We start from the raw sequence: 26617 nt of genomic DNA, 5'->3' as shown, positions 1-26617 counted from the left end.
ATTTCAAGAGGCTGCCGGCTCGTTCTGGTGATCGCGTGGCCCGTTCCCCTTTCTGCCGCTGGAGTGCCGGATGGCCAATTCCCATGATTCCATTCACAGCCGCGCCGCGATCGCCGGGCATCCCCTGCATCCGATGCTGATCCATTTCCCGGTTGCGGCACTGATCGGCCTGCTGCCGGTTGATCTGGCCCATATCTGGACACTGGATGATTTCTGGTGGCGTGCCGGGCTCTGGCTGGCTGGCGTTGGTGCGCTCGGGGGATGGGTGGCGAGCATTTTCGGCCTGATCGATCTGCTCAGCGTGCGTGAGATCCGCCAGAAGATCACTGCCTGGTGCCACGCGATACTGGCAGTGATGATGCTCTCGCTGGCTTCGCTCAACTGGTTGCTGCGCTACCAGAACGAGGGGGACAACATGCACCTCTGGGCCTTGTATTTGTCTGCGATCACGGCCGCCCTGATCTCGCTGGCGGCTTATCTCGGAGGGCGGCTGGTATACGAGCATGCCGTTGGGGTCGATCTGGACAAGATCTGATGCGGACTGCGGATGGGGTTTGAGTCGTTCGGTCATGTGCGCCATTCGGGTTGATCGAGCGGTTGTCAGAACGGCTTGGCCAGTACCAGCCAGAGCGTTGCCGTAATCAATGTCGCGATAGTTGCGCCGAGAACGCGGCAGCGAACGCTCACGCTCTGCTCAGGCGAGCGCTCGATGTGCAGGACCAGCACGCCACAGAGGGCGTGACACAACACCATGCCGGCGACGGTGCTGAGCTTGACGATCAGCCACCCGGCCATGATGCCGTCTCGTAGAAACAGGGCGGTGCCGGAGCCGATCGCGATCAGCGCAGCTGGCGTGCCGACGAGGTTGAACACCATGCGCGTAAGGTGGGCATGGTCCCGGTAAAAAAGCGGATCTGTGCGTCGGGTACCCGCGGCAATGAGCGCCGGCAGATACAGAAGAGTGCCGCACCAGCACAGCAGGCCCGCGAAGTGCAGCAGTTTGAGCAAGGGCATTCGCGTCTCCATCCGGCCCGCAGCAAGTCAGAGGTTGTGACAACCCTCGGACGAGGCGGTTCGGATGCTTTGACGCCGGCGAGCGGCCCCTAAATGGGTGAGGCGGGCACGATGACCGTCGACCAGCGCGCGTGGACGGGAGGCATGACCTTAGCTATCAGCCCCGTGTTCTGCCTGCTTGAAAAGCTGGCTACCGCAGCGACTGCAGAACGCTGCGTTGGGCTCGTGACTGAGCTTCTCGCAGGTCGGACAGCGGCGCTGCAAGGTATCGGCTCGCATGGCGGTCGCCAATTCCGCAGTAAAGATGCCGGTGGGCACGGCAATGATCGAATAGCCGGTGATCATTACCAACGTGGCCACAGCCTTGCCCAGCGGCGTATGCGGGACGATATCGCCGAAGCCGACGGTGGTAATGGTCACCACAGCCCAGTAGATGCTCATCGGGATGCTGGTGAAGCCGTTCTCCGGCCCTTCGATGACGTACATGAGCGTGCCGTAAATGAGCACCAGGGTCGTCACGCTGAGCAGGAAAACGATGATTTTCTGCTTGCTGCCTCGCAGTGCGACCAGCAGGAAGTTGGCCTGGCTCAGATACTGCGTCAGCTTTAGCACACGGAACACACGCAACATGCGAATGGCGCGTACCACCAGCAAGTATTCGGCGTCGGGTAGCAGCAGTGCGATGAACGCCGGAACCACCGAGAGCAGATCGATTGCGCCGTAGAAACTGAAGATGTATTTACGGGGCTCAGGGTGGCAATAGATGCGCACCAGGTATTCGATCAGGAAAATGCCCGTAAATAACCATTCGAGCCCATCCAGAACAACGCCGTGTCGCTCGCTGTAAATTGCCACACTATCGAACATCACCACGACGAGGCTGGCAAAGATGACGACCAGCAGCCAGGTGTCGAAACGTTTTCCCGCCGGCGTATTGGTAAAGAAGATGATCACGTACAGGCGCTCGCGCCAGCCCATCGATCGGAGGGCGTCGTTGTCCATCTACGTAAGCTCCGGTATCGGTAAAAGCGAAATTATCCCAGTGTTCGAACCGTAGTCGCAAAACTCGTTGCGGCCGGGGTTAGCAAACCGGACAGTTATCGTCCTGCCTCGGACCAGACGCGGAGGGTCGCAACCGCTCATTGGCGACGCGCCGGTAGAGACCATTCGGCTCCGCACCTTTGCCTCGCGCCACGTTCCGACATAGTCTTAGACATGCGCATCACGCCTTGGAGAGCGACATGCCAGATTCTCAGTTGGTCGATCCGTTCGGCCGACGCATCACCTACCTCAGACTGTCGGTTACCGACCGCTGCGATTTTCGCTGCACCTATTGCATGAGTGAAGACATGGTCTTCGCACCGCGTGCACAGATCCTCACGTTGGAAGAGCTCTACGCTGTGGCTGACGCGTTCATCAGTCTGGGCGTCAAGCGCATCCGAGTGACGGGTGGCGAACCGCTGGTGCGCAAGGGGCTGCCGAGTCTGCTGAGCCGCCTGGGCGCGCGTGAGGAGCTGGAAGATCTGGCCATCACCACCAATGGCTCGCAACTGCCAACGCTCGCACCGGTGCTGCGCGATGCGGGTGTGAAGCGCCTGAATATCAGTCTCGACTCGCTCAAGCGCGAGCGTTTCGCCGAACTTACCCGCCGTGACAAGCTCGATCAGGTCATCGAAGGCATCGACGCCGCGCGCAACGCCGGTTTCCGTCGGATCAAGCTCAACAGCGTGATCCAGAAAGGCCGCAATGATGACGAAGTGCTCGATCTGGTGAACTTCGCTGTCGAACGCGGCCTAGATATCAGCTTCATCGAAGAAATGCCCCTGGGCAACATCTCCAGCCATGAGCGCGAAATCACCTTCTGCTCCAGCGAGGAGGTGCGTGAGCGTATCGAGGTAGGCCATCAGCTGATACGCAGCAGTCACGTCACTGGCGGCCCGTCGCGCTATTGGCAGGTTGCCGGCAGCGAAACCCAAGTCGGCTTCATCTCGCCGCATAGCAACAATTTCTGCGGAAGCTGCAACCGCGTCCGTGTCACCGCCGAAGGCAAGCTGGTGCTCTGCCTCGGACATGAAGGCGCGCTGGATCTCAAAACATTGATGCGTCGCTATCCGGGCGACAGCGAGCGTCTGCGTCAGGCGCTGGTCGATGCGCTGCAGCTCAAGCCGGAAAAGCATGAGTTCCGTACCGATGAGCAGGTTCAGGTGGTGCGTTTCATGAGCATGACCGGGGGTTGAAACGCCGTAGGATGGCCGGACAGTCCCGTAGGGTGGGTCGGGCGGCGTTCCGCTTCAGTCCACCAGAAGCTGCCACACACGCGACCGTGCCTCGACCATCGGTGGGCTGAAGCCCACCCTACGTATGATGCCGACCTAGCCCCACCCAGTGTTTTTACAGTCCCTTAGCATGCGTGGGGGCGATTCCGTAGGGCGGGCCGGGCGGCGTTCCGCTTCAGCCCACGAGTCCGTCGCCGCATACACAGCGCCTTGCCGTCATAGCCGGCGGATCAGCGGGTCCTACACGAATATCGTGTCGGTTCATCTGTCGTCCATGCAAATTCGACGACGGCTTAGAAATACTGCGTATCCGTCCCCGCGATGGCTGCAGGACGGCGTGATAAACTCCGCCGTTTTCGCGCAGCAACCATTTGATGCCAGGAATCTCGATGTCCTCCGGCGACCTGCTTGTACATCCTCACGCCGACCGCCACGGATAGGCCTCCATGCGACTGAAAAGCATCAAGCTTGCCGGCTTCAAATCTTTCGTCGATCCGACCACCGTCAGCTTCCCAAGCAACATGGCCGCGGTCGTTGGGCCGAATGGTTGCGGCAAGTCCAATATCATCGACGCCGTGCGTTGGGTGATGGGCGAGAGCTCGGCAAAGAATTTGCGCGGCGAGTCGATGACGGACGTCATCTTCAACGGCTCCAACACGCGCAAACCGGTGACCCAAGCCAGCATCGAGCTGATCTTCGATAATTCGGACGGCACCCTGACCGGTGAATATGCGGCGTTTGCCGAGATATCCATCCGCCGTCGGGTCACTCGAGACTCGCAGAACACTTATTTCCTCAATGGTGTGAAGTGTCGTCGCCGTGATATCACCGACATCTTCCTTGGCACCGGTCTTGGCCCTCGTAGCTACTCGATCATCGAACAGGGAATGATCTCCAAGCTGATCGAAGCCAAGCCGGAAGACCTGCGCAATTTCATCGAAGAGGCGGCGGGCATCTCCAAGTACAAGGAGCGTCGTCGCGAAACCGAAAATCGCATTCGACGAACCCACGAGAACCTGGCGCGCCTGACGGACTTGCGTGAGGAGCTCGAGCGCCAGCTCGAGCGTTTGCACCGCCAAGCCCAGTCGGCGGAAAAGTATCAGGAGTACAAGGCCGAGGAGCGTCAGTTGAAGGCGCAACTGTCATCGCTGCGCTGGCAGGCGTTGAATGAGCAGGTCGGGCAGCGCGAGCAGGTAATCGGCGATCAAGAGGTCGGCTTCGAGGCGCTGGTCGCGGATCAGCGCAACGCAGACGCCAGTATCGAGCGGCTGCGTGACGGTCATCACGAACTGTCCGAGCGCTTCAATTTGGTCCAGGGACGCTTTTATTCGGTCGGCGGCGACATCGCGCGGGTCGAGCAGAGCATCCAGCACGGCCAGCAGCGCTTGCGTCAGTTGCAGGATGACCTGCGCGAGGCCGAACAGGCACGCCTGGAAACCGAATCGCACCTGGGCCATGACCGCACCTTGCTCGCTACCCTCGGTGAGGAGCTGGCGATGCTCGAGCCGGAGCAAGACATCGCGGGTGCGGCAGCCGAGGAAACCGCGGCGCAACTTGAAGAAGCCGAATCCGCCATGCAGGGCTGGCAGGAACAGTGGGAGCGCTTCAATCAGCAGAGCGCCGAGCCGCGTCGCGCATCCGAGGTGCAGCAGTCGCGTATCCAGCAGCTGGAGCAGAGCCTCGAGCGGCTTGCCGAGCGCCAGCGCCGCCTGGAAGAGGAACGCGCCTCGCTCGCCGGCGATCCGGAGGATGCCGCAGTAGCCGAGATGAGCGAACAGCTCGCAATCGGCGAACTGAGCCTCGAAGAACTAGCTGCTGCCCAGGAGCAGACCGATCAACAACTCGAGCAGCTGCGGGGACAATTGCAGGATTCCAGCCAGGCCGAGCAGAGCGCACGGGGCGAGCTGCAGCGACTGAACGGTCGCATCGCTTCGCTGGAGGCGTTGCAGCAGGCTGCGATGGACCCGGGTAAGGGCGTTTCGGAATGGCTTCATGAACGAGGGCTCGATCAGCGGCCGCGCCTGGCTGACGGGCTGCGCGTTGAGCCAGGCTGGGAACTGGCGGTCGAAACCGTACTGGGCGCGGATTTGCAGGCAGTGCAGCTGGACAGCTTCGACGACGTCGACATGAGCGGCTTCGAGCAGGGTGACTTGCGTCTCGTCAGCCCGGCGCAGGCGGCTAAGGCCATTAACGGCAGCCTGCTGGACAAGGTGGAGTCGGCCGCGGACCTTTCGCCCTGGTTGGGTCGGGTGCGACCGGTGAATGATCTCAATCTGGCCTTGGCTGGGCGTGATTCGCTGGGCGACGGCGAAAGCCTGATCAGCCGTGACGGTTACTGGGTGAGCCGACATTTTCTTCGGGTCCGGCGAGCCGGGGAGGCCGAGTCGGGATTACTCGCGCGCGGTCAGGAACTGGAGCGACTGCAAGGCGAACGCGATGACCATGAAGCGAGCCTTGATTCGCTGGGGGAACAGCTCGCCCAGCTCCGCGGGGTTCAGCGCGAGCAGGAAGAGCGCCGTGAACAGCAACGCCGTCATCATCAGGATCTGTCCCGCCAGCAAGGCGAATTGAACGCTCGACTCTCGGCCAGCCAGGCCAAATTGGAGCAGCTGAGCCTACGCCGTCGCCGTCTGGATGAAGAGTTGATCGAACTATCCGAACAGCGCGCTCTGGAAACCGAACAGCTGGGCGAGGCGCGGCTGCATTTGCAGGATGCGCTCGATGCGATGGCGCTGGATACCGAACAGCGCGAAACGCTGTTGGCGAGTCGTGATGGCATTCGCGAACAGCTGGATCGCGTCCGCCAGGAGGCCCGGCAGCAAAAAGACCATGCGCACCAGCTGGCCGTGCGAATCGGATCGCTGAAAGCGCAGCATGATTCGACGCGCCAAGCGCTTGAGCGGTTGGAACAGCAATTCGAGCGAGCGGTGGAGCGGCGCGAGCAGCTCAATCTGAATCTGGAGGAGGGCGAGGCGCCACTCGAAGAGTTGCGTATGAAGCTCGAAGAGTTGCTGGAGCGGCGCATGGGCGTCGAAGACGAGCTCAAATTGGCGCGTCTGGCGCTCGAAGATGCCGATCGCGAGCTGCGCGATGCAGAGAAGCGTCGTACCCAGGCCGAGCAGCAGGCGCAACTGTTGCGCGGCCAGCTCGAACAACAGCGCATGGAGTGGCAAGCGCTCAGCGTGCGCCGAAAGGCATTGCAGGATCAGCTGCATGAAGAGGGATTCGATCTGCACGGCGTGCTCGCGACGCTGCCTGCCGGGGCCAGCGAGTCTGAATGGGAAGCCGAACTTGAGCGCCTGGCGGCGCGCATCCAGCGTCTTGGGCCGATCAACCTGGCGGCGATCGATGAGTATCAGCAGCAATCGGAGCGCAAGCGCTATCTCGACGCTCAGAACGATGATCTCGCAGAGGCGCTGGATACGCTGGAAAACGTCATCCGCAAGATCGACAAGGAGACCCGCAATCGCTTCAAAGAGACGTTTGACCAGATCAATGGCGGTCTGCAGGCGCTTTTTCCGAAGGTTTTCGGCGGCGGCAACGCTTATCTGGAACTTACCGGTGAAGATTTACTCGATACCGGGGTGGCGATCATGGCGCGTCCGCCGGGCAAGAAGAACAGCACCATCCACTTGCTGTCGGGTGGAGAGAAGGCACTGACCGCACTGGCGTTGGTATTTGCGATCTTCCAGCTCAATCCAGCGCCGTTCTGCATGCTCGATGAGGTGGATGCGCCACTGGATGACGCCAACGTTGGCCGCTATGCGCGTCTGGTCAAGGAGATGTCGGAAAAGGTGCAATTCATCTACATCACACACAACAAGATCGCGATGGAAATGGCCGACCAGCTGATGGGAGTGACCATGCATGAGCCGGGTTGCTCAAGGCTGGTAACGGTCGACGTGGAACAGGCTGTTGCGCTCGCGGAGGCTTGAACTGCGCGTGTTGCTGGCAACGCTGGCATAAACGGAGACCCATAAAAGAGCCGCGCCGGGCGGTGCACATCTACCGTTCGTCGTGCTAGTTTAGAGCGCAATTTTTACGATGCGCAGATCAGCCTGTTCAGCGGCCGTGAATCTGCGTCTTTATCATCGATTTCAGGGGTTTAAGCATTAATGGATATCGGTCTGCGCGAGTGGCTGATCGTCATCGGCATCATTGTCATCGCCGGCATTCTTTTCGACGGCTGGCGGCGGATGCGAGGCAGCAAGGGCAAGTTGAAGTTCAAGCTGGACCGCAATATCGCGAGCAATCTTCCAGATGAAGACGATTCCAACGAGCTGCTAGGCCCTCCGCGGGTCGTGAGCCGCAGCAACGAGCCATCGCTGGACGAAGCGGATCTTCCATCGATGAGCGCGCGCGAGCCGAGCAAGCGTCGCTCCAGCGAACCTCAGCAAGGCGACCTGCGTTTCTCCAACGATGATGCGCCGGTGCCGACATTGCTGGATCCGGTGGCCAATGATGATGACGACAAAGCGAGCGACTCTGATCAGGACCTGCCTCCGGTCGAAGAAGTGCTGGTCATCAACGTGATCTCCCGTGATCCCCATGGCTTCCGCGGGCCAGCGCTGCTGCAGAACATCCTGGAAAGCGGCCTGCGATTCGGTGAGATGGATATCTTCCATCGCCACGAGAGCATGGCGGGCAACGGCGAAGTGCTGTTCTCCATGGCCAATGCGGTCAAGCCCGGGACGTTCGATCTGGATGACATTGACCACTTCACCACCCCGGCCGTGAGTTTCTTCCTCGGCCTGCCTGGCCCGCGTCATCCCAAGCAGGCCTTCGACGTGATGGTAGCCGCTGCCCGCAAGCTCTCTCAGGAGCTGAATGGCGAGCTCAAGGATGATCAGCGCAGCGTGTTGACCGCACAAACCATCGAGCATTATCGCCAGCGCATCGTCGATTACGAACGTCGGCAGATGACCACCAGACGCTAAACCCAAACCGCTCTTCGGAGCGGTTTTTTGTGCCTGACCGGGTGCACCCGTCCTACAAACTTCCAGCCTTCGCAGGGGCCACAGCGCCGACGCCCATCTGTAGAGTGTGCTTCAGCCCACCGGGCCACACTGCGCGGCTCGCCAGGTCATATGAGTCCCTGAGGTTGCAAACGGCCCAACCACACCTAATGCGGACGGCCCCACACCCAAAATCAAAAGCGGCCGTCTCTTTCTCGTAGCGTGGGCTTCAGCCCACCAGAACTTGCCTTCATCAACGCGTTTCTATCGAAAGCTCTCATCCCGATGGCCGAACTGACTGGCTCCCATCCCTCTCCTCGATACCCATGCCACTCAAACAGGCTAAAATCCCGGCCAGAACATCAACTTAAGGCACTCCGGCGTGCTGACACGCGCGCTCGGTCCGGCCTGCTGATATGGCCTTGCATACCATGACGTCCGCCCAGACCGCTGCAGAGCGTATCGCCGACCTGCGCAGCGAAATCGACGCCCACAACTATCGCTACTATGTGCTCGACGAGCCCAGCGTCCCGGACGCCGAGTACGATCGCCTGTTTAACGAGCTCAAGGCCCTTGAGTCCGAGCATCCCGAGCTGGTCACGCCGGACTCGCCCACGCAGCGCGTCGGTGGCGCGGCGTTGGCGGCTTTCGGTCAAGTGCGCCATGAAGTGCCGATGCTGAGTCTGGGCAACGCCTTTGAAGAACAGGACTTGATTGATTTCGACCGCCGCGCCCGTGAAGGGCTGGATCTTCCGGTTGGTGATCTTTTTGGTGATGGCGCTGAGTTGGAATACAGCTGCGAACCGAAGCTCGACGGTCTTGCCGTAAGCCTGCTCTACGAAAACGGCCAGCTGGTACGCGGTGCTACCCGCGGGGATGGCAGCACTGGCGAAGACATCAGCGCCAACGTACGCACCGTGCGCAACATTCCACTGAAGCTGCACGGCACGGGCTGGCCGACGGTACTGGAAGTGCGCGGTGAAATCTACATGCCCAAGGCGGGCTTCGAGGCGCTCAATGCGCGTCAGCTGGAGGCGGGCGGCAAGCCCTTCGCCAACCCGCGCAATGCCGCCGCCGGCAGCCTGCGCCAGCTGGATTCGAAGATCACCGCCAGCCGTCCGCTGGAACTCTGTGCCTACGGCGTCGGCCGCAGCGACGGTGATCTGCCAGGCACTCACATCGGAATCCTCGAAGCGCTTAAAACGTGGGGGCTACCGATCAGTCGCGAACTGAAACTGGCCAAGGGCGTACAGGAATGCCGCGATTACTATCACGCGATTGGCGAAAAGCGCGACACGCTGCCTTACGAAATCGACGGCGTCGTGTTCAAGGTCAACTCGACCGCCCAGCAGCGCGAGCTGGGCTTCCGCGCCCGTGAGCCGCGCTGGGCCATCGCACACAAGTTTCCCGCCCGAGAGGAAGTCACCGAACTGCTCGATGTGGAATTTCAGGTTGGCCGCACCGGTGCCATTACTCCAGTCGCACGGCTGAAACCGGTACAGGTTGCCGGTGTGACGGTCTCGAATGCCACGCTGCACAACATGGATGAGGTCGCGCGCCTGGGTGTGATGATCGGCGACACGGTTATCGTTCGCCGCGCCGGTGACGTCATCCCTCAGATTCTTGGCGTTATCCCGGAGCGCCGACCTGAGAGCGCACGTGAGGTCCATGTACCCGAGCAATGCCCCGTGTGTGGCTCCGCCGTTGAGCGCACCCAACTGATCAAACGCAGTAAGGGCAGGGAGTCGATCAGCGAGGGCTCAATCTACCGCTGTGTGGGCCGCCTGGCCTGCCAGGCACAACTCAAACAGGCGATTATCCATTTCGTCTCTCGACGGGCCATGGACATCGATGGCTTGGGCGACAAGATTGTCGAGCAATTGGTCGATACCGGATTGGCCAGCTCCCCGGCCGATCTGTATTGCCTGACCTTCGAGCAGGTGTTGGCATTGGAAGGCTTCGCCGAAGTATCCAGCCGCAACCTGCTCAAATCCATCGACGCCAGCCGCACACCGTCCTTGGCGCGCTTCATCTATGCGCTGGGCATTCCTGATGTCGGCGAGGGCACTGCGAAGCTGCTCGCGCGTGCGCTAGGTTCACTGGATCGCATTAGCCGGGCTTTGCCAGATGTGCTGGTTTACCTGCCTGATATCGGATTGGAGGTCGCTCACGAAATCCATAGCTTCTTCGAGGATGACCATAATCGACTCGTCATCAAGCGGCTGCGCGAGCGTGGCGTGCAGCTGCAAGAGGAGGGCGAGGTTCATCCCGAGTTCGCCGCCTGCGCAACATTGGCTGAGCTGCTCGACAAGCTGAACATTCCCTTCATCGCCACCACCGGTGCCCAACGCCTCGCCGATCGCTTCGGTAGCCTTGACGCCATTATTGAAGCCGACTGGTTGGATTTGCGTCAGGTCGAACGCCTTAACGAAAAAGCGGCCCGCGCACTGCGGGATTATTTCGACGAGTCATCCAACGCGGACCGAGCTCGCGCCATCGAGGCCCAGCTGCGCGAATTCGGCATGCACTGGCAAAGCGAACGGAAAGCGGCGAAAGGCCTTCCCTTGGCAGGCCAGACCTGGGTACTCACTGGCACGCTGGAAAGCATGAGCCGCGATGAGGCCAAAGCAAGACTGGAGGCGTTAGGGGCAAAGGTTTCGGGTTCCGTTTCAGCCAAGACCAGCGTAGTGGTAGCTGGACCAGGAGCTGGATCGAAGCTGGCAAAGGCCAACGAGCTGGGCTTGGCGGTCAACGACGAGGATGCCTTCCTGGAGCGGCTCGCTGAACTTGAGCATTAACTCGACCATCAGCTAGTCCACTTATCGCCGAAGGCGATTCACCTACCCCAGATCACGGCCGGCTCCGGCCCGCTTCTCGTGGGCGGCGCGCCCCGCGGCGAAATGGACTTTCCTGCCAGCGCAAAGCAAAGCTTCGCGCCGAGAGTAGCCCTCCTACAACAGCAGCGGCGTGACTCCGGTCCTGTGGGAGGCGCGCCCTCGCGGCGAAAAGGGCTTCTAGGCACTCTTAAAACAAGCACTCCCGCATGGGCCTGCCGTCCACCTCGCGGCCTTCGGTTCATACATTAAAGATTTCCACCCAACGTCCGAAAACCTTGCAGGCGGGCTCGCTTGTTTGCGGATTCGCCGGTGTCGTACAGGTTGTTTTCGGGGCTTGCAAAAATATTTTCGATTGCCTCCTAAAGCTCACCGAAACGATGCCGATAAGCTAATCGAATGCGAACTCAATGGGTGCCTGGGCAACAGCCGGCCCGGAGTCGCAAGCTCAGGCAACCAAAGTAACTAGCGCCCTTGGAGGCACATCATGGCTCTTACAGTCAATACAAACATTGCATCGCTCAATACCCAGCGTAACCTGCAGTCTTCATCCAATGCTCTGACAACCTCCATGCAGCGCCTGTCTACCGGTAGCCGCATCAACAGCGCTAAAGATGATGCAGCCGGTCTGCAGATTGCCAACCGTCTGACTAGCCAGGTAAATGGCTTGGGGGTAGCTGTTCGTAACGCCAATGATGGAATTTCGCTGTCTCAGACCGCTGAGGGCGCGCTGCAGCAGTCCACCAATATCCTTCAGCGTATGCGGGATCTGTCCTTGCAATCTGCTAATGGATCGAACAGCGGGTCTGAGCGAGATGCTCTTAATTCTGAGGTGACCCAACTAAAAAAAGAACTAGATCGTATCAGCAACACTACTACCTTCGGCGGTCGTAAGCTTCTAGATGGTTCATTTGGCACAACCACATTCCAGGTTGGCAGTAGCGCTAATGAAATGATTAGCGTGAAAATCGGAGAGATGAGCACTGATTCACTGACTGGAACAAGCAATATCACCGCTGTAGCGGCTGCTGCTACGCCGGCGAATCCTGCTGTTGAGGCCCAGGATATCACTTACACGTTTGCATTTACCGCAGAAGACGGTACTACAAGCAACAAGGATGTGGTGGTGGCCAAAGGGGCTGACCTTGATGATACGATCACCGCAATCAACGATGCGAACATCGGGGTCGGTGCTTTTAAAAATGCTGCAGGTACAGGTATGACTCTTGTGTCGAAAGACGAAGTCTCACTGACTACCGACGTGGCTAGTTCGATACTTGCAGATGCCGCCGCCACGGCCGTAACCTCTACAGCATCGAGCATGACTAAAGTTGCGGATGTCGATGTCAGCACGGCTCAGAAAGCGCAAGAATCCATCTTGTTGATCGACGATGCGATTAAAGCCATTGACTCTCAGCGTGCTGACCTTGGTGCCGTTCAAAATCGCTTCGACAATACAATTGCTAACTTGCAGAGTATCTCCGAGAACGTATCTGCCGCCCGCGGTCGTATCGAAGACACCGACTTCGCTGCCGAAACCGCGAATCTGAGCAAAAACCAGATCCTGCAACAGGCTGGTACTGCGATCCTTGCCCAGGCCAAGCAGCTACCGCAGGCTGTTCTGAGTCTGCTGCAGTAAGCAGAAGGCGTTAATGATGAGGGTAGGGCTGCGCTCTACCCTCCTTGATTCATGAGAGGTGAATCAATGGACGTCGGAAAAATACCTGGCGGAACCGCACCGCAAACGCAAATGACAGCTGGATCGACACCCAGTCTCCTGAAAGGGGCTGGGTTTTCTGCGTCCGATAAAATTCACCCAGCGACATCTCCAGCAGAAGCGAAAGACCAGGAAAACACCGCTGACCTTGTCGAAAAGTTTCGGTCGCAGATGCAGCGTATCCAACGGGATCTAAGCTTCAGTGTCGACGATTCCACCGGCGACGTGGTTGTTCGTGTGATCGATGGCGAATCAGGCAGAATCGTTCGGCAGATACCGTCGGAGGAAATCCTTCGCCTTACCGAGCGGCTGGATGAAATGCGTAGTTTGTTATTTGAAGCCAAAGCGTGACGGTACGATTATTGTATCGGGCGTTCCGGCTAACAATTTTTTGACGAGGTAAGGCTATGGCTAGCGTAACAGGCATCGGTTCCGGTATTGACATCGACAGTATCGTGTCCAGCATGGTCGCGGCTGAGCGTGCGCCCAAGGAGACGCAGCTCGCGAACCTCGAAAAGAAGACCACCACCCAAATTACTGCCGTTGGTGCATTGAAAAGCGCCATCAGCGACTTCCAAACGGCGCTCGGCGGGTTGAACAAGCCGGAGCTGTTCCAGGCTCGCGCAGCTACGTCCTCTAATGCTGATCTACTCTCAGTAACTGCTGGCGTGACTGCTGGCGCCGGCAGCTATCAGATCAATGTTACTCAGCTTGCTGCTGGCAGTAAGGTGGCGCTTCAAGCAATCAAAGATGATCCCGCGGCTCCTGTCACGCTCGGCAGCGGAACGTTGACGGTCAGTGTGGGCGATGAGTCGTTGCCGGCGATCACTGTGGATGAAAGCAATAACACGCTGGCTGGTATCCGCGATGCGATCAACAAGGCCGGCGCTGAAAAGGGGTTGAGTGCAACCATCGTCACCGATACGTCGGGCTCGCGGTTAGTGCTCAGCAGCTCGAAAACGGGTGCTGGTAACGATATTACCGTTGCGGTAGGCAGCGGTTCGACGGGCGATCTCTCCAAGCTTGCCTTCGCGGGTGGGACGGCTGCCCCTGGCGCTGATGGTTCAGCCGGGGTCGTTACCAAGGCTGCCAACGCCGAACTTACTATCGATGGCCTCAATATCAGCAGCGCGACGAATAAAATCGATACCGCCATCGAGGGTGTCACGCTCGACCTCAAAGGCCTGACGGATGCAGGAAAGCCAATTACGGTCGGGGTCACGCTGGATGAGGCGGGGGTCAAGAAACAGGTTCAATCATTCGTCGACGGGTATAACAAACTCATCGGCGTCATCAATGCACAGACTAACGTTACTTCGGTGGGCGATGGCAAGGCGCCGGTAACCGGGGCTCTGGTCGGGGACGCAACCGCACGCACTCTGCTTGGTACTATCCGAAACGAGCTCGTGAATGTTCAGGGTTCAGGTGCCATCCGGGCGCTAACAGATATTGGGGTAACCACGCAGAAAGACGGCACCCTGAAAGTTGACACCGATAAGCTCGACACCGCGATGGAAAGCGGCTTCGAGGAATTGGCAGGGCTATTTGCTGGCGACACAGGTCTCGCGTCGCGCCTCGATGCCAAGCTCAAGCCCTATACCGAAACTGGCGGTATTCTCGAACAGCGCAACAAGCAGATGACGGAGACTATCTCCGGTATCGACAAGCAGAAAGAAGATCTCACCCGGCGCATCACCTCACTGCAGGACCGGCTCTACAAGCAGTTCAATGCGATGGATCTGCTGGTTGGGCAGTTGGCCAACACGTCAAGCAGCCTTATTGCTTCGCTGGAAAACCTACCGTCGGCGGCGAGTAATTCCAAAAGATAAATTGCTTTGGCCGGCCAATGTGGTGGGCTGAAGCCCACCCTACGTTTTGACGACACCCCTAGTAGGGTGGGCCTCAGCCCACGCGTTGAGCGCCGCGAGGCCTATCTCAATCGGCAAAAGCTGGCCCGATAGCGAACTCCTTCAAGCGTGACGCTTACCGTTCTGGTTCTCTGTGCGCATGCCTCGGAAACGCAGCCAAAGGCGCACGGGCTGCCACGCCTTATTTGGTGATCTGCAAGTCATTGAAACTCTTCATCAATCTCGATCCGCCGCCGAGGCGTTTTTTTACTGTATTTATCCAGCTGCTATCAAGCTTGAGCGACCTCGACCGATAAGCTGTACATGCAAACTTGATGTGGCAAGGGGCTTATCCAAATGAACGCTATGGCAGCAATGAAACAGTATCAGCAGGTAGGTGTTAAGGCTCAGGTTACCGAGGCCGATCCGCACCGCTTGATTCAGATGCTGATGCAAGGTGGTCTGGATCGCATCGCTCAAGCGAAAGGTGCTATGGAACGTGAGGCCTATGCTGAGAAGGGTGTGCTTGTTGGCAAGGCTATCAATATCATCGGCGGTCTTCGCGACGCGCTCGATAAGAGTATCGGGGGCGAGTTGGCGGACAATCTCGACCGGCTCTATGAATACATGACGATGCGCCTGTTCGAGGCGAGCCGGCATAACGATATCGACAAGCTGAACGAAGTAGGTAAGCTGTTGGGCGAGATCAAGCTGGCCTGGGATCAGATCGCGCCGAAGGTATAAGTCGACTGGCCCGGCGGGCATAGTCAGTTCGACGTTTTCGCACTATTCGAATAATTTTTGAGGGTACTAATGCAGTCACGAAAACAGTCGTTCGCTACGCTGGCTGGCAAGCTGCGCGATGCGTTGGCGGCAGGTGACTGGGAAGCCATCGTGGCTCTGGATGAAGAGTGCCGCGCCCTCGTAGCCACCTTGCGCGACGAAGATGCGCTTGACGCTGGCCTGCGCGAGCAACTCGCGGAGCTGTCGCGTTTGTATGCTGAACTTCAGCAAGCCGGCCGCGCGGAACGAGAGCGTTTGGCGGGTGAGTTGACTCGATTGAACCAGTCGAAGCAGGTTAACCAAGCCTATAAACCGTTGGGGTGAGGCGGAGTTACTGTGACATCCTCAATTGGACGTTTAAGCACGCCTCGGTCGGAAGCGCTTCTCGGCTCAAGCGCCGGAGCCATGGCTGAGGGGGTTGCTGGGTAGATTGGTGGGCTGAAGCCCACCCTTCGGGTGACGTTGTAACGTAGGGTGGATGACGCTTTATCCATCCACCATAACAACGGTTCGGATTGCCAGGTATCAAACCGCTTAGCGATACTCACAGAGGTAGGCAGTCGCCTCCGCCACCTTCAGCTGGAACTTGCTATTCGCCGGCACGGTGAACTGGGTGCCAGCGCCGAACGTTTCGTAATTTTCGTTTCCCGGCAGTTTCACGTCCAGGCTGCCGGCGACAACGTGCATGACTTCCAGCTGATTAGTACCGAACTCATATTCGCCTGGAGCCATGACGCCAATGGTCGCCGGACCGGCTGCCATGTCGAACGCGATGGATTTGACGGTGCCGTCGAAGTACTCGTTAACCTTGAACATTCGAAATCTCTAAGGTGCGGAAAAGGGCGGCCAGTATGCCGAAGCGGTGTGGTGGCGTCATTAGGTCGATGACGTTTCGAATATGGCTGCTGGCTCTGCGCTCACGAGCGAAAAATAAAATAGACAGCACCTAGCAGATACAGCCCGGCCCACAGGTAGTCGAGTTTCAATGGCTGCTGCATATACAGCACGCTGAACGGCACGAATGTGGCGAGGGCGATCTTGCCCGATCGACAGCTCGGTGTAACCGATGCGGTTGGCTGGCAGCATGATCAGATACTCGAAAATGCGATGCACCAGCTGATCAAAGCGGCGATTAGTCAGGGCTTGCCATTGAGCGTCTTGAGAAGCCCATACCAAGCGAAGGTCATGAACAGGTTAGAGATGCAGAGCAGAGCGGCAGACTGAAGCCAGATGGGCACGCGGTGTTACTCCGGGCGGTGGCGGATCCTATTGGTTCATCGCATGGTCTCGCAAGTGGCCCGATGGGCGTCTGGTAGCGCTAGTGCCTTTTGGTCGAGCTGCCATTATTATCGCCGCCCCGTTTTTTTTCATTTCGGATGATTGGAATGAATTGCCGTCCCGGTTGCGGTGCCTGTTGTATTGCTCCCTCTATCAGTTCACCGATTCCTGGCATGCCATTTGGAAAGCCAGCTGGAGAGCGTTGTCTGCATCTTTCCGAGCGTAACCTCTGTGGGTTATTTGGCCAGCCGTCCCGGCCTGCTGTCTGTGCTGCGTTCCAAGCGGACACTCTGGTCTGCGGTGATAACCGACAGGATGCGATTCGATTGCTCGGCTGGCTGGAGCAGGCGACTGGGTGATGGTGATTGGGGACATGCGCGCTGGAGCGGTACTACGCGTGCAAGCGTTGTGATCGTCCGCAGCAGGGAGAGCTGCGCGCCGAGAGGGTCTCCACAAAAGCGAGGCGCTTCGTGCTGATCCGGATGGGTGCGTATCTAACGGCGAGAGCGGTTGGGTGCACTGATATAGCTCTCTGGGTCACACAGACAAAAAAGGCCGCCAAGTCGGCGGCCTTTCTCGTAATCCGGCTAAGCCTCAGCGTTGCAGATCGCGCTGGGGATGACCGGTGTATAGCTGACGCGGGCGGCCGATCTTCTGGCCCATTGCGATCATTTCTTTCCAGTGCGAGATCCAGCCGACCGTGCGGGCCAGGGCGAAGATCACGGTGAACATGCTGGTCGGAATGCCGATCGCCTTAAGGATGATTCCCGAGTAGAAGTCAACGTTCGGGTACAGGTTGCGCTCGGCGAAGTAGGGATCGTTCAGTGCGATCTCTTCCAGCTTCATTGCCAACTCGAGTTGCGGATCGTTGATGCCCAGCTCGCCCAGGACTTCGTCGCAGGTCTGCTTCATGACCTTCGCCCGAGGGTCGAAGTTCTTGTAGACGCGGTGACCGAAGCCCATCAGCTTGAACGGATCGTTCTTGTCCTTGGCCTTGGCCAGGAATTTTTCGATGTTCGATACATCGCCGATTTCGTCCAGCATAGTGAGAACGGCTTCGTTCGCACCGCCGTGTGCCGGACCCCAGAGCGCCGCGATACCAGCAGCGATACAAGCGAAGGGGTTGGCGCCGGTGGAGCCGGCCAGGCGAACAGTGGAAGTGGAAGCGTTCTGCTCATGGTCCGCGTGGAGGATGAAGATGCGGTCCATCGCTTTGGCCAGAACGGGGCTGATCGGCTTCACTTCACAGGGTGTGTTGAACATCATGTGCAGGAAGTTTTCAGCGTAGTTCAGGTCGTTGCGCGGATACATCATCGGCTGACCCATGGAGTATTTGTAAACCATCGCCGCCAGGGTTGGCATCTTCGCGACCAGGCGCACGGCGGAAATTTCGCGGTGGTGCGGGTCGTTGATGTCCAGGGAGTCGTGATAGAAGGCGGACAGTGCGCCAACAACACCGCACATGATGGCCATCGGGTGCGCATCGCGGCGGAAACCGTTGAGGAACGACTTGAGCTGCTCGTGAACCATGGTGTGGTTTTTCACGGTACTGATGAATTTCGCCTTTTCTTCGGCGGTTGGCAGTTCGCCATTCAGCAGAAGATAGCAAGTCTCGAGATAGTCGGACTTTTCAGCGAGCTGTTCGATCGGGTAGCCGCGGTGCAGCAGAATGCCTTTATCACCATCGATATAGGTGATCTTGGATTCGCAAGAGGCGGTGGACATGAAGCCGGGGTCGAAAGTGAAGCGACCCGTGGAGGTCAAGCCTCGTACATCAATTACGTCAGGCCCTACGGTGCCGGTTAAAACGGGCAGTTCGATGGCGTCTGCGCCTTCGATGATCAACTGCGCTTTGTTGTCAGCCATGTATGGCCTCCTGTCTTATGCTTGGAATCATCATGGCCCCCCACGCAGGGCCCGCATCACTATAGTGAGATAAATCTCAAAGTCAATTTGCGCGGGCTGCCTGCAGCAGAGGGGATTTACGGGTGAATTCGCAACAAAGAAAAGCCTATTTACGGCATTTGTAATCAGGGGCGCCATGCGCCTTTAGTGGCACTTCACCACATTGTCATTAGCGACCTAACTGTTTATAATCGGCGACCGACCGGCAGGGGCCTAACAGGCAGTTTCCTGTGGGTTGTCACTCGTGGGTGGCGGGTACCGCTGCGTGCTCTTCCCAACAACTTGCCCTGCGTTTTTGGGGCTCTCAAGTGTGAAAAAAAGCCGTGAAAAGCCAACGACCTGTAAACCTAGATCTTAGGACAATAAAACTCCCTATCACTGCTTACACCTCGATCCTCCACCGCGTTTCCGGCGTGGTTCTGTTTGTAGGTGTGGCCATTCTGCTGCTTGCGCTGGATGCATCGCTTTCTTCTGCCGAAGGCTTTGAAGAAGTAAAGGCGTATATCAGTAGTCCGTTGGCTAAGTTGGTGGTCTGGGTTTTGCTGTCTGCACTGTTGTATCACCTGGTGGCCGGCGTGCGTCACCTGATCATGGACACGGGGCATGGTGAGACGCTGGAAGGCGGCAAGCTGGGCTCGAAAATTGTTCTGGCCGTTTCGGCGGTGCTGATCGTGCTGGCGGGAGTGTGGATATGGTAACCAACGTCACGAACTTTTCCCGTTCGGGCCTTTACGACTGGATGGCTCAGCGCGTTTCTGCAGTGGTTCTCGCGGCTTATTTTCTTTTCCTGATCGGATACCTGGTTGTGAACCCAGGGCTGGAATACGCCCAGTGGCAGGAGCTGTTCTCGGCTACCTGGATGCGCATTTTCAGCCTTCTAGCGCTGGTCGCTCTGAGTGTGCATGCATGGGTTGGTATGTGGACGATTTCCACTGACTACCTGACCAACATGGCAATCGGTAAGTGGGCTACCGGTGTGCGTTTCCTCTTCCAGGCAGTGTGTGGCATCGCCATGTTCACGTTCTTCGTCTGGGGTGTGCAGATTCTTTGGGGTATCTGATCCATGGCTAGCATTCGTACTCTTTCTTATGACGCCATCATTATTGGTGGCGGCGGCGCGGGCATGCGTGCTGCGTTGCAGTTGGCCCAGGGCGGCCATAAAACTGCGGTAGTGACCAAGGTGTTCCCGACGCGCTCACATACCGTATCCGCTCAGGGTGGCATCACCTGCGCCATCGCTTCGGCCGATCCGAACGATGATTGGCGCTGGCATATGTACGATACCGTCAAGGGTTCCGATTACATCGGTGACCAGGACGCTATCGAATACATGTGTTCCGTTGGTCCTGAGGCCGTGTTCGAGCTGGAGCATATGGGCTTGCCCTTTTCCCGTACCGAGCAGGGTCGCATCTACCAGCGTCCGTTCGGCGGTCAGTCGAAGGACTACGGTAAAGGTGGTCAGGCGGCTCGTACCTGTGCTGCCGCAGACCGTACCGGTCATGCGCTGCTGCACACCCTTTACCAGGCGAACCTGAAGGCGGGTACCTCCTTCCTTAATGAATGGTATGGCGTGGATCTGGTGAAGAACCAGGATGGCGCCATCGTTGGCATCATTGCGATCTGCATTGAGAATGGCGAAACAGTCTATATCCGTTCCAAGGCAGTGGTTCTGGCTACCGGTGGTGCGGGTCGTATCTACGCATCGACGACCAACGCCCTGATCAATACCGGCGACGGTATCGGTATGGCGCTGCGTGCTGGTGTGCCGGTTCAGGACATCGAAATGTGGCAGTTCCACCCAACCGGTATCGCCGGTGCCGGAGTGCTGGTAACCGAAGGTTGCCGTGGCGAGGGTGGTTACCTGATCAACAAGCATGGCGAGCGTTTCATGGAGCGTTATGCTCCGAACGCGAAGGATCTGGCTGGCCGTGACGTTGTCGCCCGCTCCATGGTCAAGGAAATCCTGGCCGGCAATGGCTGCGGTCCGGATGGCGATCATGTGATGCTGAAGCTCGATCATCTCGGTGAGGAAGTGCTGCACAGCCGCCTGCCAGGCATCTGCGAGCTGTCCAAGACATTTGCTCACGTTGATCCAGTTACTGCTCCGGTGCCTGTGGTTCCGACCTGCCATTACATGATGGGTGGTATCGCCACCAACATCCATGGCCAGGCCATGACTCAGGATGCCAACGGCAACGACAAGATCATCGACGGGCTGTTCGCGGTTGGTGAAGTAGCTTGTGTATCCGTGCATGGCGCCAACCGTCTCGGCGGCAACTCGCTGCTGGATCTGGTTGTATTCGGTCGCGCGGCCGGTCTGCATCTGGAAAAGGCACTCAAGGACGGTATCGAGCATCGCGGTGCTACCGAAACCGATCTGGACGTAGCCCTGAACCGCCTGGCCTCGCTGAACGAGCGTACTGCTGGTGAAGACGTTGCCTCGCTGCGCAAAGAGCTGCAGAGCTGCATGCAGAACTACTTCGGTGTGTTCCGTACTGGCGAATACATGCAGAAGGGCATCGCTCAGCTTGCTGATCTGCGTCAGCGCATCGCTACCGTGAAGATCTCTGACAAGAGCCAGGCCTTCAACACGGCGCGTATCGAAGCGCTGGAGTTGCAGAACCTGCTCGAAGTGGCTGAGGCGACTGCGATTGCGGCCGAGAACCGCAAGGAGTCCCGCGGTGCCCATGCCCGTGAAGATTTCGAAGAGCGTGATGATGAAAACTGGCTGTGCCACACCCTGTACTTCCCAGGTGAAAAGCGTGTAGCCAAGCGGGCCGTGAACTTCTCTCCGAAGACAGTTCCGACTTTCGAACCCAAGGTCCGGACTTACTGAGGTCGCCGATATGTTGCAAGTGAGCGTTTATCGCTACAACCCGGATAAAGACGAAAAGCCGTATATGCAGGACTTTCAGGTCAATACCGATGGGAAAGACCTGATGGTGCTGGACGTGCTGGCTTTGATCAAAGAGCAGGACGAAGGTTTCTCCTATCGTCGCTCTTGCCGCGAAGGGGTTTGCGGCTCCGATGGCATGAACCTGAACGGTAAGAATGGTCTTGCCTGCATTACACCGCTGTCCTCCGTGGTCAAAGGCAACAAGCTGGTGGTGCGTCCGCTACCTGGTTTGCCAGTTATTCGTGACTTGGCGGTTGATATGGGCATCTTCTATAAGCAGTACGAGAAGGTTCGCCCTTATTTGATGAACGATACGCCGGCTCCGGCTATCGAACGTCTGCAAAGCCCGGAAGATCGCGAGAAGCTTGATGGTCTGTACGAGTGCATTCTGTGCGCTTGCTGCTCGACCAGCTGCCCGTCCTTCTGGTGGAACCCGGACAAGTTCCTTGGCCCCGCTGCGCTGCTTCAGGCCTACCGTTTCCTGGCCGATAGCCGCGATACCGAGACTGAGAACCGTCTGGCTGCGCTGGACGATCCGTTCAGCGTGTTCCGCTGCCGCGGCATCATGAACTGCGTGAGCGTTTGCCCGAAAGGGTTGAACCCGACCAAAGCGATTGGCCACGTGCGCAACATGCTGCTGCAGAGCGCAACCTGATGCGCCCTGAGTGCCTGTGATTATTCGCGTAATCGTGGGCCGGTAATGCTTCACCGCGACACCTACGGCGCCGTAGTTCAAGCTCGGCGCCGTAGTCTTAGTAGGAGTCCCAGCTCACAAAGCCGGGGTTTCGCTCTGAAAATTTGATGACCAGCAGGAGCATCCGGGGTGGTTCTCGGAAACTATCTGCGCGGTCCGTAGTGGCTTTACCTGGGTCGCTGCTTCAGAACTTGGGAAGTCATGCTGCGGTCTCCACGCTGGTGGTGTCTCCTTATCGAAGGTGACCAGACATGCAAGAAAGCGTAATGCAGCGCATGTGGGACAGTGCCCACCTATCCGGTGGTAACGCTGCCTATGTGGAAGAGCTTTATGAGCTCTACCTGCACGATCCCAACGCTGTGCCCGAAGAGTGGCGCACCTACTTCCAGAAGCTGCCCGTCAGTGGCGGGGCTGCGGCCGACGTATCGCATTCGACAATCCGCGATCACTTCGTCCTGCTGGCCAAGAACCAGCGTCGTGCCCAGCCTGTTTCGGCAGGCAGCGTCAGTAGCGAGCACGAGAAGAAGCAGGTCGAGGTTCTGCGTCTGATCCAGGCGTACCGGATGCGCGGCCATCAGGCTGCTCAGCTCGATCCGCTCGGCTTGCAACAGCGCCCAGCGCCGGCTGATCTGTCAATCAACAACTACGGTTTGACCGAGGCCGATCTGGATACGGTTTTCCGTACTGGCGATCTCGCCATGGGCAAGGATCAGGCCACCTTGCGAGAAATCCACCAGGCGCTGCAAGAGACTTATTGCCGCACCATCGGTGCTGAATTTACTCATATTGTCGATTCGGATCAGCGCAACTGGTTTATCCAACGCCTGGAAAGCGTTCGCGGGCGTCCTGTCTTCTCGTCGGAGATCAAATGCCATTTGCTCGAGCGTCTTACTGCAGCCGAAGGGCTTGAGAAGTACCTGGGCACCAAGTATCCGGGGACGAAGCGCTTCGGTCTGGAAGGTGGCGAGAGTCTGATCCCGCTGCTCGACGAAATCATCCAGCGCTCCGGCTCGTACGGTACCAAGGAAATCGTGATCGGCATGGCCCATCGCGGCCGCCTCAACGTGCTGGTCAACACCTTCGGCAAGAATCCGCGCGACCTCTTCGACGAATTCGAAGGCAAGAAGGTCGAAGGGCTCAGCTCCGGTGATGTCAAGTATCACCAAGGTTTCTCCTCGAATGTGATGAGCCCGGGTGGCGAGATCCATCTGGCGATGGCGTTCAACCCGTCCCACCTGGAAATCGTTTCTCCAGTGGTCGAAGGCTCCGTTCGTGCGCGTCAGGATCGCCGTAGCGACCCGGTTGGCGATAAGGTCCTTCCGGTGACCATTCATGGCGACGCCGCGGTTGCGGGGCAGGGCGTGGTGATGGAAACCTTCCAGATGTCCCAGACCCGGGCCTATCGGACTGGCGGCACCATCCGTATCGTGATCAACAATCAGGTCGGCTTCACCACCAACAAGCAGGAAGATGCGCGCTCCACCGAGTACGCGACCGACGTTGCGAAGATGATCCAGGCGCCGATCTTCCACGTGAACGCGGACGACCCGGAAGCTGTGCTGTTCATTACGCAGCTGGCTGTCGATTACCGCATGCAGTTCAAGCGCGACATTGTCATCGACCTGATCTGCTACCGCCGTCGTGGCCACAACGAAGCTGATGAGCCGAGCGGCACCCAGCCGCTCATGTATCAGAAGATCGCCAAGCAGCGCACCACCCGCGAGCTGTACGCCGATTCGTTGATCCAGTCGAAAGTGCTGGAAGAGGCTCAGGTCCAAGGCAAGGTCGATGAATATCGAACCGCCCTGGACAATGGCCTGCATGTGGTCAAGAGCTTGGTCAAGGAGCCGAACAAGGAGCTCTTCGTTGACTGGCGCCCGTACCTGGGCCATGCCTGGACTGCCCGCCACGATACGCGTTTCGACCTGAAAGCCCTCCAGGAACTGTCCAGCAAGATGCTGGCGATCCCGGAAGGCTTCGTGGTACAGCGTCAGGTTTCGAAGATTCTCGAAGATCGCCAGAAGATGGGAGCTGGTGCCCTGGCAATCAACTGGGGTTATGCCGAGACACTGGCCTACGCGACCCTGTTGTTCGAAGGTCATCCGGTGCGCATCAGTGGTCAGGATGTGGGGCGCGGCACCTTCTCGCATCGCCATGCCGCGCTGCACAATCAGAAAGACGGCAGCACCTATATTCCGCTGCAGCATCTATACGAGGGGCAGCCGCGCTTCGATCTGTACGATTCCTTCCTGTCGGAAGAAGCCGTGCTTGCGTTCGAATACGGTTATGCCACCACGATGCCCAACGCGCTTGTGGTCTGGGAAGCTCAGTTCGGTGACTTCGCCAACGGTGCACAGGTCGTCATCGACCAGTTCATCACCAGCGGTGAGCACAAGTGGGGTCGCCTTTGCGGTCTGACGATGCTGCTGCCGCACGGCTACGAAGGGCAGGGTCCGGAGCATTCCTCCGCTCGTCTGGAACGCTACCTGCAGCTGTGCGCCGAGCACAACATTCAGGTCTGCGTACCGACCACGCCGGCACAGGTCTACCACATGCTGCGCCGGCAGGCGATCCGCCCGCTGCGCAAGCCGCTGGTGGCGCTGACGCCGAAGTCTTTGCTTCGTCACAAGTTGGCGACTTCGACGCTGGAAGAGCTGACTCAGGGCTCGTTCCTGACCGTGATCCCGGAAATCGATCAGATCGAGCCGGGCAAGGTCGAGCGCTTGATCATGTGCAGTGGCAAGGTCTACTACGATCTGCTGGACAAGCGCCGCAACGAAGGCCGCGAAGATATCGCGATCATTCGTCTCGAGCAGCTTTACCCGTTCCCGGAAGAGGATCTGGCCGAAGTGCTTGCTCCGTACCAGAACCTCAAGAGCATCGTCTGGTGTCAAGAAGAGCCGATGAACCAGGGGGCATGGTATTGCAGCCAGCATCACATGCGTCGTGTCGCCGTCGCGCACAAGAAGGAGCTGTTCCTGCAATACGCGGGTCGTGAAGCTTCTGCTGCGCCTGCTGTCGGCTACGCCTCCATGCATGCCGAGCAGCAGGAAAAGCTGCTGCAGGACGCGTTCACCATTTAAGTCGCTCCCGCAAGAGGTCGCGATAATGCGGCCTCGATGTAGAAACCGAATCAAATAGGACCCAGCTAATGGCTATCGAGATTAAAGCCCCCCAATTCCCGGAATCGGTTGCTGACGGCACCGTTGCCACCTGGCACAAGCAGCCGGGCGAAGCGGTCAAGCGTGACGAGCTGATCGTCGACATCGAAACCGACAAAGTCGTAATGGAAGTACTGGCCGAAGCGGACGGCGTTCTGACTGAAATCGTCAAGAACGAAGGCGACACCGTGCTTAGCGGCGAGCTGCTCGGCAAGCTGGAAGCCGGCGCAACCGCCAGCGCTGCCCCAGCCGCTGCCCCGGCCGAAACTGCTGCCGCGCCTGCCGCTGCGACAGCCGCGCCCGCTGCTGGTGGTGAAGACGCCATCCTCGCTCCCGCCGCGCGCAAGCTCGCCGAAGAGAACGGTATCGACCCCAACAGCGTCAAAGGCACCGGTAAAGACGGTCGCGTCACCAAGGAAGATCTGGTTGCCGCCATCGAAGCCAAGAAATCCGCGCCCGCTGCGGCCAAGCCGGCGGCTAGCGCTGCCGCTGCACCCGTTGCTGCTGCCGGTGATCGCACCGAGAAGCGCGTGCCAATGACCCGCCTGCGTGCCAAAGTGGCCGAGCGTCTGGTCGAAGCACAGTCGAACATGGCGATGCTGACTACCTTCAACGAAGTCGACATGACCGAAGTCATGGCCCTGCGTTCGAAGTACAAGGAGCTGTTCGAGAAGACTCACAACGGCGTGCGTCTGGGCTTCATGTCCTTCTTCGTCAAGGCGTCGGTCGAGGCGCTGAAGCGCTTCCCAGCGGTCAACGCTTCTATCGACGGCACGGACATCGTTTACCACGGCTATCAGGACATCGGCGTCGCCGTCTCCAGCGATCGTGGTCTGGTTGTACCGGTGCTGCGTAATGCGGAGCTGATGAACCTGGCCGAAGTTGAAAGCGGCATCGCCACCTTCGGTAAGAAGGCGCGTGATGGCAAGCTGTCGATCGACGAAATGACCGGTGGCACGTTCACCATCACCAACGGCGGTACTTTCGGCTCGATGATGTCGACCCCGATCGTCAACCCGCCGCAGGCCGCCATTCTGGGCATGCACAACATTCTGCAACGCCCAATGGCCGTCAACGGTCAGGTGGTCATCCGGCCAATGATGTACTTGGCGCTGTCCTACGATCACCGCCTGATCGATGGCAAGGAAGCGGTCAGCTTCCTGGTGACCATCAAGAACCTGCTGGAAGATCCGGCCCGCCTGCTGCTGGATATCTAACAAGCCTCACGGGCTGCAGTTGACAGGCCTGGCGCAAGCC

At 58.6% G+C, this 26617-nt stretch carries 21 protein-coding genes and 1 pseudogene; 17 read left to right on the top strand and 5 right to left on the bottom strand.

Going from position 1 to position 26617, the window contains the following annotated elements:
* The first annotated feature begins 70 nt into the window (after nucleotides 1-70).
* Complete coding sequence (locus tag DQ405_RS09205; RefSeq protein ID WP_168423931.1) at nucleotides 71-535, top strand: DUF2231 domain-containing protein; 465 nt, start codon at nucleotides 71-73, stop codon at nucleotides 533-535.
* Nucleotides 536-600: 65 nt separating this feature from the next.
* Here the strand turns inward: DQ405_RS09205 and DQ405_RS09200 are convergent, their stop codons facing one another.
* Both DQ405_RS09200 and DQ405_RS09195 read right to left on the bottom strand, forming a co-directional pair.
* Nucleotides 601-1014, bottom strand: coding sequence for a CopD family protein (locus DQ405_RS09200; protein ID WP_168423930.1), 414 nt, complete (start codon nucleotides 1012-1014; stop codon nucleotides 601-603).
* Between the two features lie 150 nt (nucleotides 1015-1164).
* Nucleotides 1165-2016, bottom strand: coding sequence for an ion transporter (locus DQ405_RS09195; RefSeq protein ID WP_168423929.1), 852 nt, complete (start codon nucleotides 2014-2016; stop codon nucleotides 1165-1167).
* A gap of 239 nt (nucleotides 2017-2255) precedes the next feature.
* Between DQ405_RS09195 and moaA the strand changes: the two genes are divergently transcribed.
* The 9 genes from moaA (at nucleotide 2256) to DQ405_RS09150 (ending at nucleotide 15750) form a co-directional block, all read left to right on the top strand.
* Nucleotides 2256-3251, top strand: coding sequence for a GTP 3',8-cyclase MoaA (gene moaA / locus DQ405_RS09190; protein ID WP_168423928.1), 996 nt, complete (start codon nucleotides 2256-2258; stop codon nucleotides 3249-3251).
* A gap of 485 nt (nucleotides 3252-3736) precedes the next feature.
* On the top strand, nucleotides 3737-7225 hold the full coding sequence (smc, locus tag DQ405_RS09185) for a chromosome segregation protein SMC (protein ID WP_168423927.1): 3489 nt from the start codon (nucleotides 3737-3739) through the stop codon (nucleotides 7223-7225).
* A gap of 180 nt (nucleotides 7226-7405) precedes the next feature.
* Nucleotides 7406-8227 (top strand): cell division protein ZipA, encoded by an 822-nt coding sequence (gene zipA / locus DQ405_RS09180; RefSeq protein WP_168423926.1) that lies wholly within the window; start codon nucleotides 7406-7408, stop codon nucleotides 8225-8227.
* 449 nt (nucleotides 8228-8676) lie between these two features.
* Entirely contained in the window at nucleotides 8677-11043 is a 2367-nt protein-coding gene (ligA, locus tag DQ405_RS09175) for an NAD-dependent DNA ligase LigA (protein WP_168423925.1), read from the top strand.
* A 523-nt stretch (nucleotides 11044-11566) separates the two neighbouring features.
* Nucleotides 11567-12718 (top strand): flagellin, encoded by a 1152-nt coding sequence (locus DQ405_RS09170; RefSeq protein WP_168423924.1) that lies wholly within the window; start codon nucleotides 11567-11569, stop codon nucleotides 12716-12718.
* Nucleotides 12719-12784: 66 nt separating this feature from the next.
* Nucleotides 12785-13147, top strand: coding sequence for a flagellar protein FlaG (locus DQ405_RS09165; RefSeq protein ID WP_241729903.1), 363 nt, complete (start codon nucleotides 12785-12787; stop codon nucleotides 13145-13147).
* 56 nt (nucleotides 13148-13203) lie between these two features.
* Nucleotides 13204-14625, top strand: a complete 1422-nt coding sequence (gene fliD / locus DQ405_RS09160; protein ID WP_168423923.1) for a flagellar filament capping protein FliD — start codon at nucleotides 13204-13206, stop codon at nucleotides 14623-14625.
* Nucleotides 14626-15000: 375 nt separating this feature from the next.
* A complete protein-coding gene (gene fliS, locus DQ405_RS09155; RefSeq protein ID WP_168423922.1) occupies nucleotides 15001-15387 on the top strand; it encodes a flagellar export chaperone FliS in 387 nt (128 codons plus the stop codon).
* A 69-nt stretch (nucleotides 15388-15456) separates the two neighbouring features.
* Nucleotides 15457-15750, top strand: a complete 294-nt coding sequence (locus DQ405_RS09150) for a flagellar protein FliT (RefSeq protein WP_168423921.1) — start codon at nucleotides 15457-15459, stop codon at nucleotides 15748-15750.
* Nucleotides 15751-15960: 210 nt separating this feature from the next.
* On the opposite strand, the gene ppnP is transcribed toward DQ405_RS09150, so the two are convergent.
* Both ppnP and DQ405_RS09140 read right to left on the bottom strand, forming a co-directional pair.
* Entirely contained in the window at nucleotides 15961-16242 is a 282-nt protein-coding gene (gene ppnP, locus DQ405_RS09145) for a pyrimidine/purine nucleoside phosphorylase (RefSeq protein ID WP_168423920.1), read from the bottom strand.
* 101 nt (nucleotides 16243-16343) lie between these two features.
* Nucleotides 16344-16664 (bottom strand): annotated as a pseudogene (locus DQ405_RS09140) (DMT family protein).
* Nucleotides 16665-16811: 147 nt separating this feature from the next.
* Between DQ405_RS09140 and DQ405_RS27450 the strand changes: the two are divergent.
* Nucleotides 16812-17063, top strand: a complete 252-nt coding sequence (locus DQ405_RS27450; RefSeq protein WP_168423919.1) for a YkgJ family cysteine cluster protein — start codon at nucleotides 16812-16814, stop codon at nucleotides 17061-17063.
* Between the two features lie 235 nt (nucleotides 17064-17298).
* Here the strand turns inward: DQ405_RS27450 and gltA are convergent, their stop codons facing one another.
* Entirely contained in the window at nucleotides 17299-18570 is a 1272-nt protein-coding gene (gene gltA / locus DQ405_RS09130; RefSeq protein WP_042924517.1) for a citrate synthase, read from the bottom strand.
* Nucleotides 18571-18932: 362 nt separating this feature from the next.
* Here gltA and sdhC point away from each other — a divergent pair, with 362 nt between their 5' ends.
* From sdhC to odhB, 6 genes are all read left to right on the top strand, one after another.
* A complete protein-coding gene (gene sdhC / locus DQ405_RS09125) occupies nucleotides 18933-19307 on the top strand; it encodes a succinate dehydrogenase, cytochrome b556 subunit (RefSeq protein WP_168423918.1) in 375 nt (124 codons plus the stop codon).
* Nucleotides 19301-19669 (top strand): succinate dehydrogenase, hydrophobic membrane anchor protein, encoded by a 369-nt coding sequence (gene sdhD, locus DQ405_RS09120; RefSeq protein ID WP_168423917.1) that lies wholly within the window; start codon nucleotides 19301-19303, stop codon nucleotides 19667-19669. The genes sdhC and sdhD overlap by 7 nt, the downstream gene beginning before the upstream one ends.
* Nucleotides 19670-19672: 3 nt before the next feature.
* The gene (gene sdhA / locus DQ405_RS09115; RefSeq protein WP_168423916.1) at nucleotides 19673-21445 is read left to right on the top strand and encodes a succinate dehydrogenase flavoprotein subunit; all 1773 of its coding nucleotides are present in this window, start codon (nucleotides 19673-19675) and stop codon (nucleotides 21443-21445) included.
* Nucleotides 21446-21455: 10 nt separating this feature from the next.
* On the top strand, nucleotides 21456-22160 hold the full coding sequence (locus DQ405_RS09110) for a succinate dehydrogenase iron-sulfur subunit (RefSeq protein WP_168423915.1): 705 nt from the start codon (nucleotides 21456-21458) through the stop codon (nucleotides 22158-22160).
* A gap of 290 nt (nucleotides 22161-22450) precedes the next feature.
* Complete coding sequence (locus DQ405_RS09105; RefSeq protein WP_168423914.1) at nucleotides 22451-25282, top strand: 2-oxoglutarate dehydrogenase E1 component; 2832 nt, start codon at nucleotides 22451-22453, stop codon at nucleotides 25280-25282.
* Between the two features lie 68 nt (nucleotides 25283-25350).
* Nucleotides 25351-26577 (top strand): 2-oxoglutarate dehydrogenase complex dihydrolipoyllysine-residue succinyltransferase, encoded by a 1227-nt coding sequence (odhB, locus tag DQ405_RS09100; protein ID WP_168423913.1) that lies wholly within the window; start codon nucleotides 25351-25353, stop codon nucleotides 26575-26577.
* The last annotated feature ends 40 nt before the right edge of the window (nucleotides 26578-26617 follow it).

This window comes from Pseudomonas sp. SST3 (assembly GCF_003325755.1).
The sequence above is the reverse complement of the archived record's forward strand: the minus strand, read 5'-3'. Positions and strand labels throughout refer to the sequence as shown.

Coding starts and splice junctions, on each gene's coding strand:
- ligA (WP_168423925.1), top strand. CDS start 8,677: ATGACGTCCGCCCAGACCGCTGCAGAGCGTATCGCCGACCTGCGCAGC.
- moaA (WP_168423928.1), top strand. CDS start 2,256: ATGCCAGATTCTCAGTTGGTCGATCCGTTCGGCCGACGCATCACCTAC.
- DQ405_RS09150 (WP_168423921.1), top strand. CDS start 15,457: ATGCAGTCACGAAAACAGTCGTTCGCTACGCTGGCTGGCAAGCTGCGC.
- DQ405_RS27450 (WP_168423919.1), top strand. CDS start 16,812: ATGAATTGCCGTCCCGGTTGCGGTGCCTGTTGTATTGCTCCCTCTATC.
- fliS (WP_168423922.1), top strand. CDS start 15,001: ATGAACGCTATGGCAGCAATGAAACAGTATCAGCAGGTAGGTGTTAAG.
- fliD (WP_168423923.1), top strand. CDS start 13,204: ATGGCTAGCGTAACAGGCATCGGTTCCGGTATTGACATCGACAGTATC.
- ppnP (WP_168423920.1), bottom strand. CDS start 16,242: ATGTTCAAGGTTAACGAGTACTTCGACGGCACCGTCAAATCCATCGCG.
- zipA (WP_168423926.1), top strand. CDS start 7,406: ATGGATATCGGTCTGCGCGAGTGGCTGATCGTCATCGGCATCATTGTC.
- sdhD (WP_168423917.1), top strand. CDS start 19,301: ATGGTAACCAACGTCACGAACTTTTCCCGTTCGGGCCTTTACGACTGG.
- DQ405_RS09165 (WP_241729903.1), top strand. CDS start 12,785: ATGGACGTCGGAAAAATACCTGGCGGAACCGCACCGCAAACGCAAATG.
- gltA (WP_042924517.1), bottom strand. CDS start 18,570: ATGGCTGACAACAAAGCGCAGTTGATCATCGAAGGCGCAGACGCCATC.
- DQ405_RS09105 (WP_168423914.1), top strand. CDS start 22,451: ATGCAAGAAAGCGTAATGCAGCGCATGTGGGACAGTGCCCACCTATCC.
- odhB (WP_168423913.1), top strand. CDS start 25,351: ATGGCTATCGAGATTAAAGCCCCCCAATTCCCGGAATCGGTTGCTGAC.
- DQ405_RS09195 (WP_168423929.1), bottom strand. CDS start 2,016: ATGGACAACGACGCCCTCCGATCGATGGGCTGGCGCGAGCGCCTGTAC.
- DQ405_RS09200 (WP_168423930.1), bottom strand. CDS start 1,014: ATGCCCTTGCTCAAACTGCTGCACTTCGCGGGCCTGCTGTGCTGGTGC.
- DQ405_RS09170 (WP_168423924.1), top strand. CDS start 11,567: ATGGCTCTTACAGTCAATACAAACATTGCATCGCTCAATACCCAGCGT.
- DQ405_RS09110 (WP_168423915.1), top strand. CDS start 21,456: ATGTTGCAAGTGAGCGTTTATCGCTACAACCCGGATAAAGACGAAAAG.
- DQ405_RS09205 (WP_168423931.1), top strand. CDS start 71: ATGGCCAATTCCCATGATTCCATTCACAGCCGCGCCGCGATCGCCGGG.
- smc (WP_168423927.1), top strand. CDS start 3,737: ATGCGACTGAAAAGCATCAAGCTTGCCGGCTTCAAATCTTTCGTCGAT.
- sdhA (WP_168423916.1), top strand. CDS start 19,673: ATGGCTAGCATTCGTACTCTTTCTTATGACGCCATCATTATTGGTGGC.